At 53.2% G+C, this 16,460-nt stretch carries 13 protein-coding genes and 1 tRNA gene; 2 read left to right on the top strand and 12 right to left on the bottom strand.

Features of this window, described 5'->3' with window-relative positions; translation table 11 throughout:
* The gene (locus BLQ16_RS05650; RefSeq protein ID WP_091791774.1) at positions 1-1,650 is read right to left on the bottom strand and encodes a glutamate--tRNA ligase; all 1,650 of its coding nucleotides are present in this window, start codon (positions 1,648-1,650) and stop codon (positions 1-3) included.
* Positions 1,651-1,713: 63 nt separating this feature from the next.
* Positions 1,714-1,785: transfer RNA gene (locus tag BLQ16_RS05645), tRNA-Glu, on the bottom strand.
* Positions 1,786-1,955: 170 nt separating this feature from the next.
* Here BLQ16_RS05645 and uraA point away from each other — a divergent pair.
* Positions 1,956-3,242, top strand: coding sequence for a uracil permease (uraA, locus tag BLQ16_RS05640; RefSeq protein ID WP_423230820.1), 1,287 nt, complete (start codon positions 1,956-1,958; stop codon positions 3,240-3,242).
* Positions 3,243-3,333: 91 nt separating this feature from the next.
* Here the strand turns inward: uraA and recQ are convergent, their stop codons facing one another.
* The 7 genes from recQ to BLQ16_RS05605 form a co-directional block, all read right to left on the bottom strand.
* On the bottom strand, positions 3,334-5,106 hold the full coding sequence (recQ, locus tag BLQ16_RS05635; RefSeq protein WP_200781888.1) for a DNA helicase RecQ: 1,773 nt from the start codon (positions 5,104-5,106) through the stop codon (positions 3,334-3,336).
* A gap of 7 nt (positions 5,107-5,113) precedes the next feature.
* Positions 5,114-5,353 carry a hypothetical protein gene (locus BLQ16_RS05630; RefSeq protein WP_091791771.1) on the bottom strand — a complete coding sequence of 80 codons (240 nt, stop codon included), beginning with the start codon at positions 5,351-5,353 and terminating at the stop codon, positions 5,114-5,116.
* Between the two features lie 116 nt (positions 5,354-5,469).
* Positions 5,470-7,155 (bottom strand): acyl-CoA dehydrogenase family protein, encoded by a 1,686-nt coding sequence (locus tag BLQ16_RS05625; protein WP_091791770.1) that lies wholly within the window; start codon positions 7,153-7,155, stop codon positions 5,470-5,472.
* Positions 7,156-7,420: 265 nt separating this feature from the next.
* Positions 7,421-8,143: an amino acid ABC transporter ATP-binding protein gene (locus BLQ16_RS05620; RefSeq protein WP_091791769.1), complete on the bottom strand. Its 723-nt coding sequence runs from the start codon at positions 8,141-8,143 to the stop codon at positions 7,421-7,423.
* A 10-nt stretch (positions 8,144-8,153) separates the two neighbouring features.
* Positions 8,154-8,864, bottom strand: a complete 711-nt coding sequence (locus BLQ16_RS05615) for an amino acid ABC transporter permease (protein WP_091791768.1) — start codon at positions 8,862-8,864, stop codon at positions 8,154-8,156.
* A gap of 70 nt (positions 8,865-8,934) precedes the next feature.
* Positions 8,935-9,786 carry a basic amino acid ABC transporter substrate-binding protein gene (locus tag BLQ16_RS05610; RefSeq protein ID WP_091791767.1) on the bottom strand — a complete coding sequence of 284 codons (852 nt, stop codon included), beginning with the start codon at positions 9,784-9,786 and terminating at the stop codon, positions 8,935-8,937.
* Positions 9,787-9,898: 112 nt separating this feature from the next.
* Positions 9,899-10,615: a ComF family protein gene (locus tag BLQ16_RS05605; RefSeq protein WP_091791766.1), complete on the bottom strand. Its 717-nt coding sequence runs from the start codon at positions 10,613-10,615 to the stop codon at positions 9,899-9,901.
* Positions 10,616-10,912: 297 nt separating this feature from the next.
* Here BLQ16_RS05605 and BLQ16_RS05600 point away from each other — a divergent pair, with 297 nt between their 5' ends.
* The gene (locus BLQ16_RS05600; RefSeq protein ID WP_423230819.1) at positions 10,913-12,850 is read left to right on the top strand and encodes an aconitate hydratase; all 1,938 of its coding nucleotides are present in this window, start codon (positions 10,913-10,915) and stop codon (positions 12,848-12,850) included.
* Between the two features lie 401 nt (positions 12,851-13,251).
* Here BLQ16_RS05600 and ilvD read toward each other — a convergent pair whose 3' ends face one another.
* The 3 genes from ilvD to ilvN are packed head-to-tail and all read right to left on the bottom strand — an operon-like array spanning position 13,252 to position 16,456.
* Complete coding sequence (ilvD, locus tag BLQ16_RS05595) at positions 13,252-14,925, bottom strand: dihydroxy-acid dehydratase (protein ID WP_091791765.1); 1,674 nt, start codon at positions 14,923-14,925, stop codon at positions 13,252-13,254.
* A gap of 8 nt (positions 14,926-14,933) precedes the next feature.
* Positions 14,934-15,932 carry a ketol-acid reductoisomerase gene (gene ilvC / locus BLQ16_RS05590; protein WP_091791764.1) on the bottom strand — a complete coding sequence of 333 codons (999 nt, stop codon included), beginning with the start codon at positions 15,930-15,932 and terminating at the stop codon, positions 14,934-14,936.
* 2 nt (positions 15,933-15,934) lie between these two features.
* Complete coding sequence (ilvN, locus tag BLQ16_RS05585; RefSeq protein ID WP_242868961.1) at positions 15,935-16,456, bottom strand: acetolactate synthase small subunit; 522 nt, start codon at positions 16,454-16,456, stop codon at positions 15,935-15,937.
* Positions 16,457-16,460 lie beyond the last annotated feature (4 nt).

Here is a 16,460-nt window from a genome sequence, read left to right as displayed (position 1 = left end):
TTATACTTGATGGGCCAAAAATTTTTCAATCCGGTCGCGGACGCGGTTTTCGCCCATAATCTGCTGAACGCTCCACAAGTCCGGACTGGCCGAGCGGCCGGTCACGGCAAGGCGAATCACGGCGCTCACATCACCCACATGCCCCTTATAGGCGTCCGGGTCTTTCTTGTAATCCTTGGGCCGGGCGGCATAGCCGTTGGCTGTGGCAATGTCCCGCACCTTAGCGAACCAGGCGCTGTTATCGTCTGCCCCATCGTAACCGGCCAGGTAAGCCCTTAAGATGGTCTGGGCATCTGTCGGACTGACGGCTTCCGGCAAGGGGTCTTCCAGCTTGAACCAATCGTCAAAGAAATAAGAAACATGTGCCAACATTTGAGCCGCGCAAACCAAGTCTTTGCGCGGTTTTTTGCCGTCTCGACCGATGCCCAGCAAGCGTACCAGGGCGGCCTTATCGGCTGCTAAAATGAGGGCGGCGTCGGGCGCATACTGGTCCGCCCAGTGGATGAGGAAAGTGGCCAGTTCTTCTTCTGAAATATGCAAAAGGCTCTCTTTGGCAACATCATCCAGTTTAACCATATCGTAGAGGGCACCGGAGGTGGCCATTTTATCCAGGGTCACCGGGAAATCTGCCAAAGGTGCCTCCGGGTTTGCCAACCGCCATTCCTCATAATCCGAATTGATCAAAATCATCAAGTACTCGCGCACTGACGTCGGATGATAGCCTTTTTCCATGTAGTAGGACAGGGCCATTTCCGGGTCTTGCCGCTTGGAAAGTTTACGGCGGGTGTCCCCATCTATTTTCATCAAATGAGAGGTGTGGCAATACAGGGGCGCCGGCCAGCCTAAGATATCAAAGAGTTCCAGGTGGATGGGCAGGGTCGCCAGCCATTCTTCACCGCGCACCACATGGCTTGTCCGCATAAAATGGTCATCCACCACGTGGGCGAAATGATAAGTCGGAATGCCATTGGTCTTTAACAAGACCACATCCTGTTTATTCGGGTGAACGGTGACATGGCCGCGAATGCCATCGGGAATCTGACGTTTTTCCTCAGGCAAGGCACGGGAACGAAGGCGGAGGGTCCAGGGGTCTCCGGCGTCCAGGTGCCGGCGAATGTCTTCAAGGCTTAAGAAACGATCTTTGGCCCACTTCCCATAGTAGCCGGTGTCCGCCTTTTCCGCTTCCTGGGCAGTGCGCAGGGCGGCCAGTTCTTCTTCTGTGGCAAAAGAAGGATAGGCGTAACCCTTAGCCACCAGATGCTTGGCCACCACGTGATAAATGGCCGCGCGTTCACTTTGGTGGTAGGGCCCATAGGCCCCCCTTTCTCCATCTTGAAAGACCCCTTCATCATAATTGATGCCGAAATAGGCCAGCGCATCGGTAATAACCTCTTCTGCGCCATCCACATACCGTTTATGGTCCGTATCTTCAATGCGGAGGAAAAAACGACCGCCGGACTGATGTGCCAGGCGCTCATTGATCAAGCCTGTGTACAGGTTGCCGATGTGCATAAATCCCGTTGGCGACGGCCCTAACCGGGTGACAAAGGCCCCCTCGGCCAGGTCACGGGATGGGTAGCGTTTTTCCAAATCCGTTATTGTATCGGTTACATCCGGGAAGAGCTGGTCAGCCAATTGTTGATAATCCATATTGCCTCCTTGAGCGCACTGTTTGACATAATAAAAGACGGTTCCATGCGGAACCGCCGTCCATAACCCATAGGGGAATCGAACCCCTGATTCCACCGTGAGAGGGTGGCGTCTTAACCGCTTGACCAATGGGTCTTGAGGTACTTATATTTTAACGAATGATATTTACTTTGTAAAGGGCTTTGCGCAATTAACAACCGGTTGAAAAAAGAAGATAAGAAAATTTTAGCCAAAAGTCTTGACCGGGTAAAAACTATCCACTAGAATAACAAAGGTTTGTCATCAATAGGTAAGGGGGTATTATTTTGGCCAGAAAATTTTATGATGTGGAATCACGTCCGCCGTGGCGAGAATCCATTCCGCTGTCTGTTCAACACTTGTTTGCCATGTTCAGCGCCTCTATTTTAGTGCCGACGATTTTGGGAATTAACCCGTCGGTGGTCCTCTTTTTCAACGGGATTGGAACGTTAATTTTTATTTTTATCACCAAAGGCTCATCGCCTGCCTACTTGGGCTCAAGTTTTGCCTTTATTGCTCCAAGCCTGCTGATCATCAATGCCTCCGGCATGGGCTATAGCTATGCCTTGGGGGGCTTTGTGGCCTCAGGCCTTGCCCTGATGCTGGTAGCGGTCATCGTTTATTTCTTCGGTGTTGCCTGGATCAATGCCTTGTTGCCTCCGGCAGCCATGGGGGCCGTTGTCGCCCTTATCGGCTTAGAACTGGCGGGCACAGCGGCAAAAATGGGCGGCATCGTCTTAGAGGACGGCGCGAATGTTGATTTCAACCGGGTGGCTGTCTTTATCATTACCCTGATGGCTGCGGTCTTGGGCTCCATCGTTTTGCGGGGCTTTTTAGCCCTGATCCCGGTTCTCCTGGCCATTGTCATCGGTTATGTGGCGGCGGCCATTGTCGGCCTTGTCGACTTGACCCCTGTGAAAGAGGCGGCTTGGTTTTCTTTGCCGGCCTTTAGCCACCCGACCTTTGACTGGGGGGCCATGACGATTATTTTACCGGCCACCCTGGTGGTCATCAGCGAACACATTGGCCACCAGTTGGTAACAGGGAAAATCATCGGCCGCAACTTAATTCGCAAGCCGGGATTGCACAAGACCCTCTTTGCAGACGGTTTTTCAACCATGCTGTCCGGTTTAGGCGGTTCTGTACCAACCACCACTTACGGCGAGAACATTGGGGTCATGGCCATGACCCGGGTCTACAGCACCTGGGTCATCGGCGGCACAGCCGTCTTGTCCATCGCCTTAGGCTTCATCGGTAAGGTGTCGACCTTGATCCAGTCCATTCCGCCGGAGGTTATGGGTGGGGTCAGCTTTCTCCTCTACGGCATGATTGGGGTGTCCGGTATTCGCCTGCTGGTGGATGCCAAGGTGGATTACAACCTGCCGCGCAACCAGGCCTTAACGGCGATTCCATTTATTACCGGTTTATCCGGCGCCTATGTTCAACTTGGATCGGTAAAATTAACCGGTATGGCCCTGGCAACAGTGGTGGCCCTGCTTTTGGGCCTGCTGCTTTACCTGCTTGACCGGCTAAAGTTGACGCAAGACCGGAATGAATTAAAAGAAAATAATTAAAAGCACCCAAAAGCCCGTCACCATCGGAGGTCTAATCCGATGGTGACGGGCTTTTTTATGGCGCCTCCCTTGCTGCCGGCGCCGCAAGCCATCACTCCTGCAAATAGCGCCGAATGGCCAATAAAAAGGGAGCCCCGTATTTTTTCGCTTTAACAGCCCCAATGCCATGGACCGCCAGCAGGTCTTCCGACGTCCGGGGCATCCGACGCGCCAGGTCTTGCAAGGTCCGGTCCGTGAAAATAATATAGGGCGGCAAGCCCAGATTATCCGCCATCTCGCGGCGCAACTGGCGCAAGGCATGAAAGAGGGTTTCGTCCAGGTCCTCCGTTGCCAAGTGCCCTTGTCCACTGCGGACGCTGCGCGGACGATTCATGCTCAACTGGACCTCTCCCTGCAAAAGCGCCCGGCTTTTTTCGGTTAACTTGAGAATCGGATAGTCCGCCCCCACCACAGCCAGGTAACCCTCCGCCGCCAGAAGGGTGATCACATCGCGCAAGGCCCCCTTACTGCTTTTTGCCAAAAGCCCGTAAGTGGATAAGCGATCGAATCCCTGTGCGCGGATACGCTCAGTTTTTGCGCCGCGCAACACATCTATAATCAAGCTGGTCCCATACCGCTGGCCCATCCTGGCAATACAGGAAAGCACCATCCGCGCCGGTTCGGTCACATCCGTCGTCGTGATCCGGCCATCGCAGATGGCACAATGGCCGCAGGCCGGTGGTAAGTCCTCGGTCGGTTGAAAATAACGCAGCAGGTAATGACGCAGGCAGGAGCCGGTGTAGGCATAGCCAAGCATGGCGTCCAATTTTTGCCGGGCATTCGGCTCCCTGCTTTGCCCGATGAGGAAAAGGTTGGTCATAATATCCGCCGCATTGAAAAAAAGCACCGCTTCAGCCGGCGCCCCGTCCCGACCGGCGCGGCCCGCCTCCTGATAATAGCTTTCGATATTCTTAGGTATATTATAATGAATTACCCGCCGTACATCCGGTTTATCAATCCCCATCCCGAAAGCATTGGTTGCCACTGCCACTTGGACCTTATCATTAATAAAGGCGTCTTGGTGCCTTTCCCGATCTTCTGCTGAAAGGCCTGCGTGGTAGGCAACCGCTGTCACACCTTGATCGTTCAAGTAGGCGCTCAAGGTATCCACTGTTCTGCGGGTGGCGCAATAGACAATGGCACTCTGTCCATCTGCCAAAAAAGACAGGAGCGTTTTTTTGCGGTCGCTCGGCGCTAAAATATTAAAGTACAAATTCGGCCGATCAAAGTCGGCCACATATACCAGCGGATCCTGTAAGGCCAAGCCCTTAACAATATCCGCCTGCACCGGCTCAGTTGCCGTTGCCGTCAAGGCGGCAAAAATTGGCCGCGGGGTCAAGGCCGACAGGCCGGCCGCAATTTGCCGGTAGCTGGGCCTGAAATCATGCCCCCACTGGCTGACGCAATGGGCTTCGTCAATGGCCACCAGCGCAATCGGTAAATTTTTAACCGCCCGCTGGAAGCTCTCTTGCGCCAGCCGCTCCGGGGCAATATAAAGCAGCTTGAGGTCACCGTGAAAAGCGCTGCGCATAATGTCACGATAGGCCACCGGCTCTGTTTGCCCATCTATTTTGGCTGCCGAAATGCCCAACTCTCTCAGACCATCCACCTGGTCCTTCATTAAAGAAATCAAGGGTGAAATCACCAGCGTCAAGCCGGGCAAGGACAGCGCCGGAATCTGATAGCAAAGGGATTTCCCCCCACCGGTGGGTAAAATGCCCACCACATCTCGCCCTTGCAAGATGCCTTCAATCAACTTTTCCTGCCCGGGCCGAAAGGTCTCATAGCCAAAGTATTGATGTAAAATCCTGTACGCGTCTTCCATGACCATCCTATCGATTCCTTTTGGTGCCATTGTAAATAAAGGCGCGTGGATCCATTTTATAGAAGGGGCCCTTGTCAATGCCAAGGGCTGCTGAACATTTTGGGCAGCAAATTTTATGCGCCTGCACCACCGGCACATTGTAAACTTGCTGAATGCGCGCTTTATGGCAGCGAAGAACCGCACCGGGACCAATCTTATCATACTTCCATATCTTCGCCTTACATCTGGCACACCTGATCACCAACATAGCCTTCGCCCCCTTTCTAAAAACATTGTAGCACAGCGCCCTGCCATCGCCAAATGCCCAGGCCTTGTCAGCTGTAAGCAAAAAAGGCTGCCCTCAGGCAGCCCCTTCCAATACCCTTACAGATTCTTCAATGCCTCTGTTAAGAGCGGAACAATCTCATACATGTCGCCGACAATGCCGTAATCGCTTTCAGCGAAAATCGGCTGGTTGATGTCTTCATTGATGGCGATGATGATGTCCGTATCTTTAATGCCGTACATGTGCTGTTTTTGACCGCTGATGCCGGCGCCAATATAGAATTTGCCTCCGAATTTCTGTCCGGACAGGCCCACATACCGGGTCAAATCCATCCATTCCCGCTGTTCGGAAATCGGCCGTGAGCAGGATAAGACCGCGCCGAAGGCTTCAGCCAGGTCTTCCATCATCTTCCGGTCCTGAGCATGTTTTAAGCCCATCCCGAAGGCCACCAGGCGGTCTGCTTTACCGATGGGCCCGAAAATGTCATCAACGGACTGCCGGTCGTACCCTTCTGCCTTGAGCGCTTTCACCAGGGCATCTACCCGGTCTTGAGCGGATCCTTCATCGAAAATTTCCATCTTCCGCTCAGTTGTCGGTGCAGCTGCCTTGCTGGCTTTTTTCTCAGCCTTGTCTTTCTTCTTGCGCGGCATCAAGTGGGAGGCTATAACCACCCGTTGGATTTCATTGGTGCCTTCATAGATGGCCGTAATTTTCGCATCGCGGTAGAAGCGTTCCACCGGCAAGCCTTTAATGAAGCCTGAGCCGCCAAAGATTTGCACCGCTTCATCGACAACTTCCAGCGCCACTTCAGAAGCGTAGAGTTTTGCCATCGCACTCTGCATCCCATAATTTTCATGGGCATCTTTCATTTCAGCTGCAGAGTATACCAAAAAGCGGGCTGCGCGAATTTTCGTGGCCATATCGGCCAGCTTGAAGCTGACGCCCTGTTGGGCAGCAATCGGCTTACCAAATTGAACCCGGTCTTGGGCCCGTTCAAGGGCCTGTTCATAAGCGCCTTGTGCAATGCCCAGCGCTTGTGCCGCAATTCCAATCCGGCCACCGTCCAAGGTCTGCATGGCAATTTTAAACCCTTGACCAATTTCACCCAAGAGGTTTTCTTTCGGCACCTTGCAATTTTTAAAGACCAGTTCTGCTGTTGCCGAGGCACGAATGCCCATTTTATTGTACCGGGTACCGAAGTCAAACCCTTCCATGCCTTTTTCCACAATGAAAGCAGAAATCCCGCCGTGGGTTCCCTTTTCTTTATCGGTGGCAGCAAAGACCACATAAATATCCGCCTCAGGTGCATTGGTGATGAAGATTTTATGCCCGTTCAGAATGTAATGGTCACCGTCTAAAACAGCCGTCGTCTCTGTTCCGCCGGCATCAGACCCGGCATTTTCTTCCGTCAAACCGAAAGCAGCCAGCTTTTCCCCTTTGGCCAAAGGCACCAGGTATTTTTCTTTCTGAGCCTCAGTACCAAAGGCAGCAATCGGCCAAGTCCCAAGCGAATTATGGGCCGACAGGATGACCCCAACGCTGGCATCAACGCGGGAAAATTCTTCTACAGCAATGGCATAAGCCTCATTGCCCATTTCCCGGCCGCCGTATTTCTTCTCAAAAGGCAGGCCCATCCAGCCTTTTTCGCCCATTTGTTTGACAATATCTTCCGGAAAAATGGCCCGTTCATCCAACTGGAATGAAATCGGTGCAATTTCCATTTCCGCAAATTCACGAATTTCCTGACGCAATTTTTCGTTTTCAGGGCTAACTTTATAACTCATAGTGTCTCCTTTCTGAGTCTAGCGATGTCATCTAAAAGACTTATACCCTCTTGTTCTTCTTTTAAAAATTTTCAAAATCCCTTTTATAAACTTTAAGAACCGACCAGCAATTTTCCAAATAGATGACTCTTGCCTCTCAGACGGTTTTTGCCCATATAAAGGCCCCCAAAACTTGACCTCATTTTGGTCCTAGTTTTGGGGGCAATGCAAAAAATCTGCTTTTTTATCTTGTTTTTGCCGACCAGTCGCCCAAGCGGCTCATTTTTTAAAGCACCTTGGCTAAGAAATCCTTGGTCCGGTCCATTTGCGGGTTGCCGAAAATGGCTTCAGGGTCGCCTTTTTCCATAACGACACCTTGGTCGATAAAGAAGACACGGTCACTGACTTCACGGGCAAAACCCATTTCATGGGTGACGATGACGAGGGTCATGCCGGTTTGGGTCAAGCCCTTAATGACGGACAAGACTTCGCCGACCATTTCCGGGTCCAGGGCGGAGGTGGGCTCATCAAAGAGCAGGTAGCGCGGCTGCATGGCCAGCGCACGGGCAATGGCAACACGCTGTTGTTGCCCGCCGGATAGGCTGTGAGGGTAAGCATCGGCTTTATCCGACAAGCCCACGGTCTTCAAGAGTTCGCGCGCCCTTGCCTCTGCTTCTGCCTTGGATACTTTGGACACATTGATCGGTGCCAACATGATGTTGTCTAAGACACTCTTATGGGGAAAGAGGTTAAAGCGTTGAAACACCATGCCGACTTGGGCCCGCATTTGGTTGACATCATGGGAGGGATCTGTGATATCCTCGCCGTCGATGATGATTTGCCCCTCTGTCGGTTCTTCCAAAAGGTTGATGCAACGCAAGAAGGTACTTTTCCCGCTGCCGGACGGGCCGATAACGGAAACAACTTCACCATCGGCAATGGTTTCGTTAATCCCTTTAAGGACTTCCAATTTACCAAAGGATTTGTGTAAATTTTTGATTTCAATCATGGCTGTCCTCCTATCTGATGTCCGTCATGCTGCGGGCATTTTTGCCGCCGGAAGAAAGTTTCCGCTCGTATCCGTTGATAAATCTGGTTAGGGTAAAGGTAATGACCAGATAGCAGAGGGCCACGGCCACATATGCCGGAAAGGGGGTGGCATGCATTCCGATATAAATTTGCCCCCGTTTCATGATTTCCATGGCCCCGATGGTTGACAGCAAGGAGCTGTCTTTCAACAGCATAACAAATTCATTTCCCAAGGGCGGAATCACCAGTTTCCAAGCCTGCGGCACGACCACATGCCGCAAGGTCTGGGCCTTGCTCATGCCCAAAGACCGGGCCGCTTCCACCTGGCCGATGTCAACCCCTTGGATGCCGGCTCGGAAAATTTCCGCGACATAGGCGCCTGAGTTGATCCCCAGGACAACAAAGGCTGTGGTAATTACTTGGAAGTGAAATTTGTCACCACTGAAGGCGGTGATCAGCGAGGAGACCCCGTAATGCCACAGGAAAATCTGCACCAAAAGCGGCGTTCCGCGGAAAAATTCAATATAGATATTTGCAATAAGTTTTAACAACCGGTTGCCACTGAGCTTCATCAGGGACATGGTTAAACCGATGATAATCCCGATGAGTACGGCGACGGCGGTTACTTTAATCGTAAATTCCGCCCCTTTAATAACGATCGGCAAGACCGCTGTAAAATGGTGCCAAAAATTGAGCTGCATAGGTCCTCCTTTGCTCCATAAAGACCAATGAGATGCGAGTGTCCTCGCATCTCATTTAAAATCATATCAGTTAGGCAACTTTAGCCGTTCCGTCAATAATGGACTGCGGTACGGGCAGTTCATATTTTTTGCAGAGTGCTTCAAATTTCCCACTCTTAATGACCTTATCCAAGCCATCGTTGATTTTTTGTTGCAGGTCGGTGTTGTCCTTAGCCAGCGCTAAACCATAGTAATCGGCAACATAGGGTTCACCAACCATTTTAACCTGGTCCGGATTGTTTTTCATGTAGTTTTCAGCCACCGGCAGGTCAATGATCAAGGCATCAGCGCCACCGTTGGACAATTCTAAGAAGCACATGTTGTAGTCTTCGAGAATTTTTGCTTCACCGATTTGGCGTTTCTTAGCCAAATCTTGCACTTCATCGGCACCGGTCGTCCCTTGCTGAGCGGCAACAACTTTGCCTTTCAGGTCACCAACACCACTAACACCCTCGGTATCTTTGGCCACATAGATGCCCAAAGAGGCGTCCATATAAGGCTTGCTGAAGAGCAATTGCTCTTGGCGGTCCGGGGTAATGCTCATCCCGGCAGCGATGACATCAATTTCGCCATTTTGGATGGCGGCGGTCAAAGCATCAAAGGACAGGCTCTTAAATTCAACTTCAAGCCCTTCTTCTTCAGCGATGGCGCGCATCAAGTCCAGGTCAAAGCCTTTCATATTCCCTTCTTCATCTTGGAATTCAAAGGGCGCAAAAGTCGGGTTGGTCCCAACCACAATGGCGTTAGACGAACTTTCCGCTGTTGAGCCGGCTTCAGATGTAGCGGATGTAGCGGAAGTGTCGCCGCCACCACCGCAGGCCGTCAATACGGAAACGCTCAAGGCGAGCGCTAAAATAGATGCTAGAATTTTTTTCATTTTCATATCTCTCCCCTTTAATTATGACAGCAGTCACTTAATCTGTACCCTATTCTACAAGGTCATGCATAAAAATGCAAGCATTATGTAAAAAAATTTATCGTTTTTTCTATTTTCCTCAACGGCCGGCCAGAGACCCGTAGCCGGCGGCCAAGACCAGGGCGCTCACCGCAGAAGCGCCGGCCCGATGCAAGGCCCGGCCGCAATGTTCAATGGTCGACCCGGTGGTGATGACGTCATCAATCAAGCACACATGGCGGCCGGCCACCGCTTCCGGCCGCTGGACCCTAATGGCACCATCCAAATTGTGCAAACGGGCCCTTTTGGATAGGCCCACCTGGTGGGGGGTGGCCTTAATCCGGCGCAAGGCATCTGAAACCGGCGGACCGCCGGCGGCGTGAAGGGCCTTGGCTAAGAGCAGGCTCTGGTTATACCCCCGCTCTCGCAACCGTGAGGCGTGCAAGGGCACGGGAACCAGCAGGTCAACTCCCGGCGGGATAAAAGGCAGGCAAGCTTGTGCAAAACCTGTTGCCATCCAAGGCTTGCCCTGGTATTTATAGGCCAAAATAGCAGCGCGAACCTCTTTTTCATAGGGCCAAAGGGCGGACACCCGGTGGATATATTGCGGCCAATGGCGGCAAACATCGCAAGCCTGACCGCGCACACCGAAACTGCCGCAACGCAGGCATTGACCGTTGCCTTGTCTTTTTTCCTCATATAGCTTATGGCAGGCCTCGCAAAGGCCGAAGCCGGCAATGGGGGCCTGACAAAGCAGGCAATTGCGCGGTGTTGGAAAAAGGGCTTCCAAGAAAAGATTAATCGGCGATGATGGCATCTCGTTTCCTCCCTGATGCGCCACAAGTGTGCCATGAAAAAAAGCCACTCCGAAGAGTGGCTGTGTGGGTCGGGTGCTGATGCCGACCCCTAGAGCGGTCGGAGACCGCTCCGCTGATCCTGACTTTATTTTAACAAATTTTCAGCCTGCAATCAAGTCAGATGCAGCTAACTTTTTACCCCTCATCCAAAGGCCAGAGTCCATGCCGCTGGTCGGCGCAGACCCACACCTTGACGAGGTCGGTGCAGATTGTATAAAATGTGATTATAGTCACGCTAACACGAAATGGAGGGCATTATGGCGACTTTAACCGAAAAAATCATCTCTGCACATTTGGTGGATGGAGAAATGATTCCGGGGAATGAAATTGGTCTGAAAATAGACCAAACCCTGACGCAAGACTCTACCGGGACCATGGCCTATCTGGAATTGGAGGCAATGAATCCGCCCCGCGTCCGCACCGAGCGGTCCGTGGCCTACATCGACCACAATATGCTGCAAAGCGGACCGGAAAATTTTGACGACCACCTCTTTATTCAAAGTGCTGCGGCCAATTACGGCATTTGGCTGTCCAAGGCCGGCAACGGCATCTGCCACCAAGTGCACCTGGAAAACTTCGGTATTCCCGGTAAAACCTTAATCGGCTCAGATTCTCACACCCCTACAGGCGGCGGCATCGGCATGATTGCCATCGGTGCCGGCGGCGTTGACGTAGCAGCTGCCATGGCCGGCCGCCCCTATTACATCACCATGCCGGAAGTCATTGAAGTGCGTCTGTCCGGCAAACTGTCCCCGGGCGTTGCCGCCAAAGACATTATCTTGGAAGTCCTGCGCCGGGAAACCGTCAAAGGCGGGGTCAACAAGGTCTACGAATACACCGGCGAAGGCGTGGCGACACTGACCGTTCCGGAACGCGCCACCATCACCAATATGGGCGCTGAACTGGGGGCCACCACGTCCATTTTCCCGTCAGATGATTTGACCCGCAGTTACCTGGCTTCCTTTAACCGGGAAAATGATTGGCAGCCGCTGACCGCCGATGCCGATGCCGTCTACGCTAAAACAATTGAAATCGATTTAACGACCTTACACCCCCTGCTGGCTTGCCCCCACAGTCCGGATGCCGTGGTATCCGTTGCGGAGAAAGCCGGCTTAAAGGTCAACCAAGTGGCCATCGGCTCCTGCACCAACTCTTCTTATGTTGACTTGGCGAAAGTGGCGGCTGTTTTAAAAGGCAACCGGGTTGATCCGAATGTTTCCTTGGTGATTTCACCCGGGTCTCGACAAATTTTAAAACGCCTGGCTGATGATGGTTTGCTGTCTATTTTTATCGAAGCAGGCGCCCGCATTTTAGAATGTGGCTGCGGCCCCTGCATCGGCATGGGCCAGGCCCCGAATACAAACGGGGTCTCCCTGCGCTCATTTAACCGCAACTTTTACGCGCGCAGCGGTACCGCCAGCGCAGACGTTTATTTGGCCAGTCCTGAAACCTGCGCCATGTCGGCCATCAATGGGGTCCTGACCGATCCCTATGGTGAAAAACGCTTCCAGGGCATTGAGCATCCGGCTCTTTTCCATCTTGACCACAACCTCTTTATTCCGCCATCTGAAACGGCTATTGGGCAAACGGACCTGGTAAAAGGGCCGAACATCAAAGACTGCCCGGTCGGCACTGCCGTACCGGAAACCCTGGAAGGACGGGTGGCCACCCACTTGGAGGACAACATCACCACCGACCACATCGCCCCCTCCAACGCAAAGCTGCTCCCCTTCCGGTCCAATGTGCCCTACTTGGCCAATTTCTGCCTGACGCCTGCCGATCCGGATTTCCCGGAAGTCTGCAAGGCCATGACCAATGCGGCCCCCATTATTGTCGCCGGTGAAAATTACGGCCAGGGGTCCAGCCGCGAACACGCCGCCCTTTGCCCCCTCTACCTCGGCGTGCGGGCAGTCATTGCCAAAAGTTTTGCCCGTATCCACAAGGCCAACCTCATCAACAACGGCATCCTCCCCTTGACCTTCGTCAATCCTGACGATTACGATCAATTGGTCGAAACAGAAGAGTTGACCTTTACCAACCTGCCCGCGCAAATCAAAGCCGGCCAGGTCGACGTTTTTGTGAAACGTTTAAACAAAACCATCCACTTGGCCATTGACCTGGGCGCCCGTCAAGAAAAATTGCTCTTGGCCGGCGGCCTCTTGGCCACGGTCAAAGACGAGCAGGCCCGCAAATAATACAATAAAAATCTATCCCCGGCAAGGCGGACTACAGTACCGCCTTAAGCTGAACCCAATCGAGCAGGCAAAAGGCTTGCTCGATTTTATTTTACAGCCCTCTATGCTATGCCGCTTGTCTTCACTGGCACCTTATTGGGGACTAAAACCGCCCGATTTCTCCTTAATTTTTCCGCCAATACAACCATATCTCCGACCTTTCCGCTTATAAGATCGTCTTGCTCATCCCATGATTTTGATGGGCCGGCGGTCTTTTTTTATTTTCACCCGCCGTCCCCGTTTTTTAGGCCTAGCTGTATGGGGACATCAAAAGGCCCCCAGTTGGATTTTTAGGTCCAACTGGGGGCGGTACATATATCCTTCATCCTATGCGGGGTATTTTGGTGGGGTCGCTGACCGAGTCAGCCCTTCAGCACAGCCCCTTGATCGGCGCCGGAAACCAGGCGCGCATAGCGGCTGAGCCAACCGCTTGTCACCCGCATGGGTGGTTGCCGGTATCTGCTGCGGCGCGCGGCCAATACGTCATCGGAAACCTTTAACTGAATGGTGTAGGCGGGAATATCAATGGCGATGGTATCTCCTTCTTCAATCAAGGCAATCGGACCGCCCTGGGCCGCTTCCGGGCTGACGTGACCGATAGAAGCGCCGCGGGAGGCACCGGAAAAACGACCGTCTGTCAATAAGGCGACCGAACTGTCCAGTCCCATGCCGGCCAGGGCACTGGTCGGGTTGAGCATTTCCCGCATCCCCGGGCCGCCGGTCGGCCCCTCATAGCGAATCACCACCACATCACCGGGTCGGATTTTCCCGGCATAAATGGCGGCAATCGCCTCTTCTTCGCCATCGAAGACCCGGGCCGGGCCTTCATGCACAAGCATTTCCGCTGCAACGGCGCTGCGCTTTACCACGGCGCCACGGGGGGCGATATTACCGAATAAAATGGCCAGGCCGCCGGTTTTTGAATAGGGGTCGGCATATGGCCGGATAATGGTCGTGTTCAAATTGTCAGCATCCGCAATTTGAACCTGGAGCGTTTTACCGGAAACCATCGGCCGCTGCAGGTGCAGAAGACCGGTATGCATCAATTCTTTGAGCACCGCTTGAATACCGCCGGCTGCGTCCAATTCTTCAATATGATGCGGCCCTGCCGGTGCCAGGTGGCAGAGGTTAGGCACCTGTTCGCTGAGGTCGTTAAAATCCTGCAAGTCCAGGCTGACGCCGGCTTCGTTGGCAATGGCAAGCAGGTGCAAGACCGAGTTGGACGAGCAACCCAGCGCCATATCACAGGCCAGGGCATCGTGCAAGGCATCTGCCGTGACAATATCGCGCGCCTGTACGCCCTGCTCAATCAGGGCCATGATCCGCATGCCGGCGGTCTTGGCCAGCCGGCGGCGGGCTGCAGATACCGCCGGAATGGTCCCATTCCCGGGCAGGCCCAGGCCCAGGGCCTCCATTAGGCAGTTCATCGAATTGGCCGTGTACATGCCGGCACAAGATCCACAACCAGGGCAGGTGTCCTGGGTCATCTGCTCCAGCAACTCACCGGTGATGGTCCCATTTTTATAGGCGCCGACGGCTTCAAATAAGCCGGAAAGAGACACCGCCTGCTCACCGATATGCCCGGCCAGCATGGGCCCACCGGAAAGAACAAGGGTCGGCAGGTTAATCCGCACGGCCCCCATCACCATGCCCGGCACGATTTTGTCACAGTTCGGCACCAGGACCAAACCATCAAACCCATGCGCCAGGGCCATGGTTTCAACCGAATCGGCAATCAATTCCCGGCTCGGCAAGGAATACCGCATCCCGTTATGCCCCATCGTAATCCCATCACAAACGCCGATGGCCGGCACCAAGACCGGCGTTCCGCCGGCCAACCGCACCCCATCCATGACCGCCTGGGCCAATTTATCCAAATGCTGGTGACCGGGGACAATTTCACTGTAAGCGCTGACCACCCCGACCAGGGGCCGGTGGAGCTCTTCTTCTGTATAACCCATAGCGTAAAATAGGCTGCGATTCGGCGCCCGTTCAGGCCCCTCCAATACCACTTTTGACGGTTGCTGTTTCTCCATAGCCCCTCCTAGGCCTCCTCTTGCAACCAGCTCATCATGCTGCGCAGGTCTTGACCGACTGCTTCCAACTGATGGTCTGCTGCTTGCCGGCGACTGGCCAGAAAACGCGCCTTACGGCCGGCAGAGAATTCGGTCATAAAGTCTGACGCAAACCGGCCATTTTGGATGTCCTTTAAAATATCCTGCATGGCCTGGCGGGCACTGTCGGTGATGACCTTTTCGCCACTGATGTAGTCCCCGTATTCGGCTGTATTAGAGATGGAATGGCGCATGCGGGCAAAGCCGCCTTCAATGATCAGGTCGACGATGAGCTTCATTTCATGGATGCATTCAAAATAGGCCATCTCCGGTTCGTAGCCGGCTTCCACCAGGGTTTCAAAGCCGACCTTCATCAGTTCGGTCACACCCCCGCACAAGACGGCCTGTTCGCCAAACAAATCGGTTTCCGTTTCTTCTTTAAAAGACGTTTCCAGGATACCTGCCCGGCCCGCACCGATGGCCGAGGCATAAGCCAGGGCCAGGCTTTTAGCTTGTCCGGTGGCATTTTGGTAAACAGCAATCAAGGAAGGGACCCCGCAGCCTTCCAGATATTGGCTCCGCACCTTATGGCCCGGTCCTTTCGGGGCCACCATCGCCACATCAAGCCCTGCTGCCGGTTGGATGAATTCATAATGGATGTTAAAGCCGTGGGCAAACATCAAGAGCATCCCGTCCTGCAAATAAGGGGCAATTTCTTTTTCATAAAGGTCCGCCATCACTTCATCCGGCACCAAGACCATGACCACATCCGCCTGCTTAACCGCTTCCGGCACATCCGCTACCGTCAAGCCGGCGGCTTCCGCTTTCGCCCGGCTTTTGCTCTGCGGCGCCAGACCAACAAGAACCGGCACACCGCTGTCATGTAAGTTAAGGGCGTGCGCATGCCCTTGGCTACCGTATCCGATCACAGCAACGGTCTTTTCCTGTAAAGCGGCCAAGTTACAATCTTTATCGTAATATTTTTCCATTTTTATTCATCCTTTCCCAAAACCTTTTGCCGCGCCATGGCCGTAGCCCCGGAGCGCGACAACTCCATCACGTCAAACTGCTGCATCAAGTCAACAAAAGCATCTATTTTCACCGGCTTACCGGTCAATTCCAGGATTATAATATCGGCTGTCAGACTGACCACCGTCGCCTTGTAGATGTTGCAGATTTCCATAATTTGCGACAGCTGACTGCCCTTATCCGCATCCAAAGCCAGTTTCAGCAATAATATTTCACGCAAGACCGAATTATCCACAGACAGGAGGACTACAGAGCGCACTTCTTCAATCTTAGCGCACTGAGCCATGATTTGCTTAATTTCACTCTGCTCTCCGGAAACCGTCAGGGTGATCCGTGACAGGTCTGTTTCTGTTGTCGTGGAGACCGTCAGCGTATCAATGCTGTAGCCCTTACGGCCAAACAGGCTGGCAATCCGGGCCAAAACCCCGTAATGGTCCTCCACCAATAAGCAGATTACTTCTTGCTTCATCATTTGCTTTTTCATGGGA

The sequence above is a fragment of the Peptococcus niger genome, assembly GCF_900101835.1.
In the GTDB taxonomy this organism is placed as follows: domain Bacteria; phylum Bacillota; class Peptococcia; order Peptococcales; family Peptococcaceae; genus Peptococcus; species Peptococcus niger.
This window is presented reverse-complemented; position numbering and strand designations above follow the sequence as displayed.

Bases quoted from the DNA above. Each gene is read 5' to 3' on its own strand.
- BLQ16_RS05650 (WP_091791774.1), bottom strand. From the start codon at position 1,650: ATGGATTATCAACAATTGGCTGACCAGCTCTTCCCGGATGTAACCGAT.
- recQ (WP_200781888.1), bottom strand. From the start codon at position 5,106: ATGGAAGACGCGTACAGGATTTTACATCAATACTTTGGCTATGAGACC.
- BLQ16_RS05630 (WP_091791771.1), bottom strand. From the start codon at position 5,353: ATGTTGGTGATCAGGTGTGCCAGATGTAAGGCGAAGATATGGAAGTAT.
- BLQ16_RS05625 (WP_091791770.1), bottom strand. From the start codon at position 7,155: ATGAGTTATAAAGTTAGCCCTGAAAACGAAAAATTGCGTCAGGAAATT.
- BLQ16_RS05620 (WP_091791769.1), bottom strand. From the start codon at position 8,143: ATGATTGAAATCAAAAATTTACACAAATCCTTTGGTAAATTGGAAGTC.
- BLQ16_RS05615 (WP_091791768.1), bottom strand. From the start codon at position 8,864: ATGCAGCTCAATTTTTGGCACCATTTTACAGCGGTCTTGCCGATCGTT.
- BLQ16_RS05610 (WP_091791767.1), bottom strand. From the start codon at position 9,786: ATGAAAATGAAAAAAATTCTAGCATCTATTTTAGCGCTCGCCTTGAGC.
- BLQ16_RS05605 (WP_091791766.1), bottom strand. From the start codon at position 10,615: ATGCCATCATCGCCGATTAATCTTTTCTTGGAAGCCCTTTTTCCAACA.
- BLQ16_RS05600 (WP_423230819.1), top strand. From the start codon at position 10,913: ATGGCGACTTTAACCGAAAAAATCATCTCTGCACATTTGGTGGATGGA.
- ilvD (WP_091791765.1), bottom strand. From the start codon at position 14,925: ATGGAGAAACAGCAACCGTCAAAAGTGGTATTGGAGGGGCCTGAACGG.
- ilvC (WP_091791764.1), bottom strand. From the start codon at position 15,932: ATGGAAAAATATTACGATAAAGATTGTAACTTGGCCGCTTTACAGGAA.
- ilvN (WP_242868961.1), bottom strand. From the start codon at position 16,456: ATGAAAAAGCAAATGATGAAGCAAGAAGTAATCTGCTTATTGGTGGAG.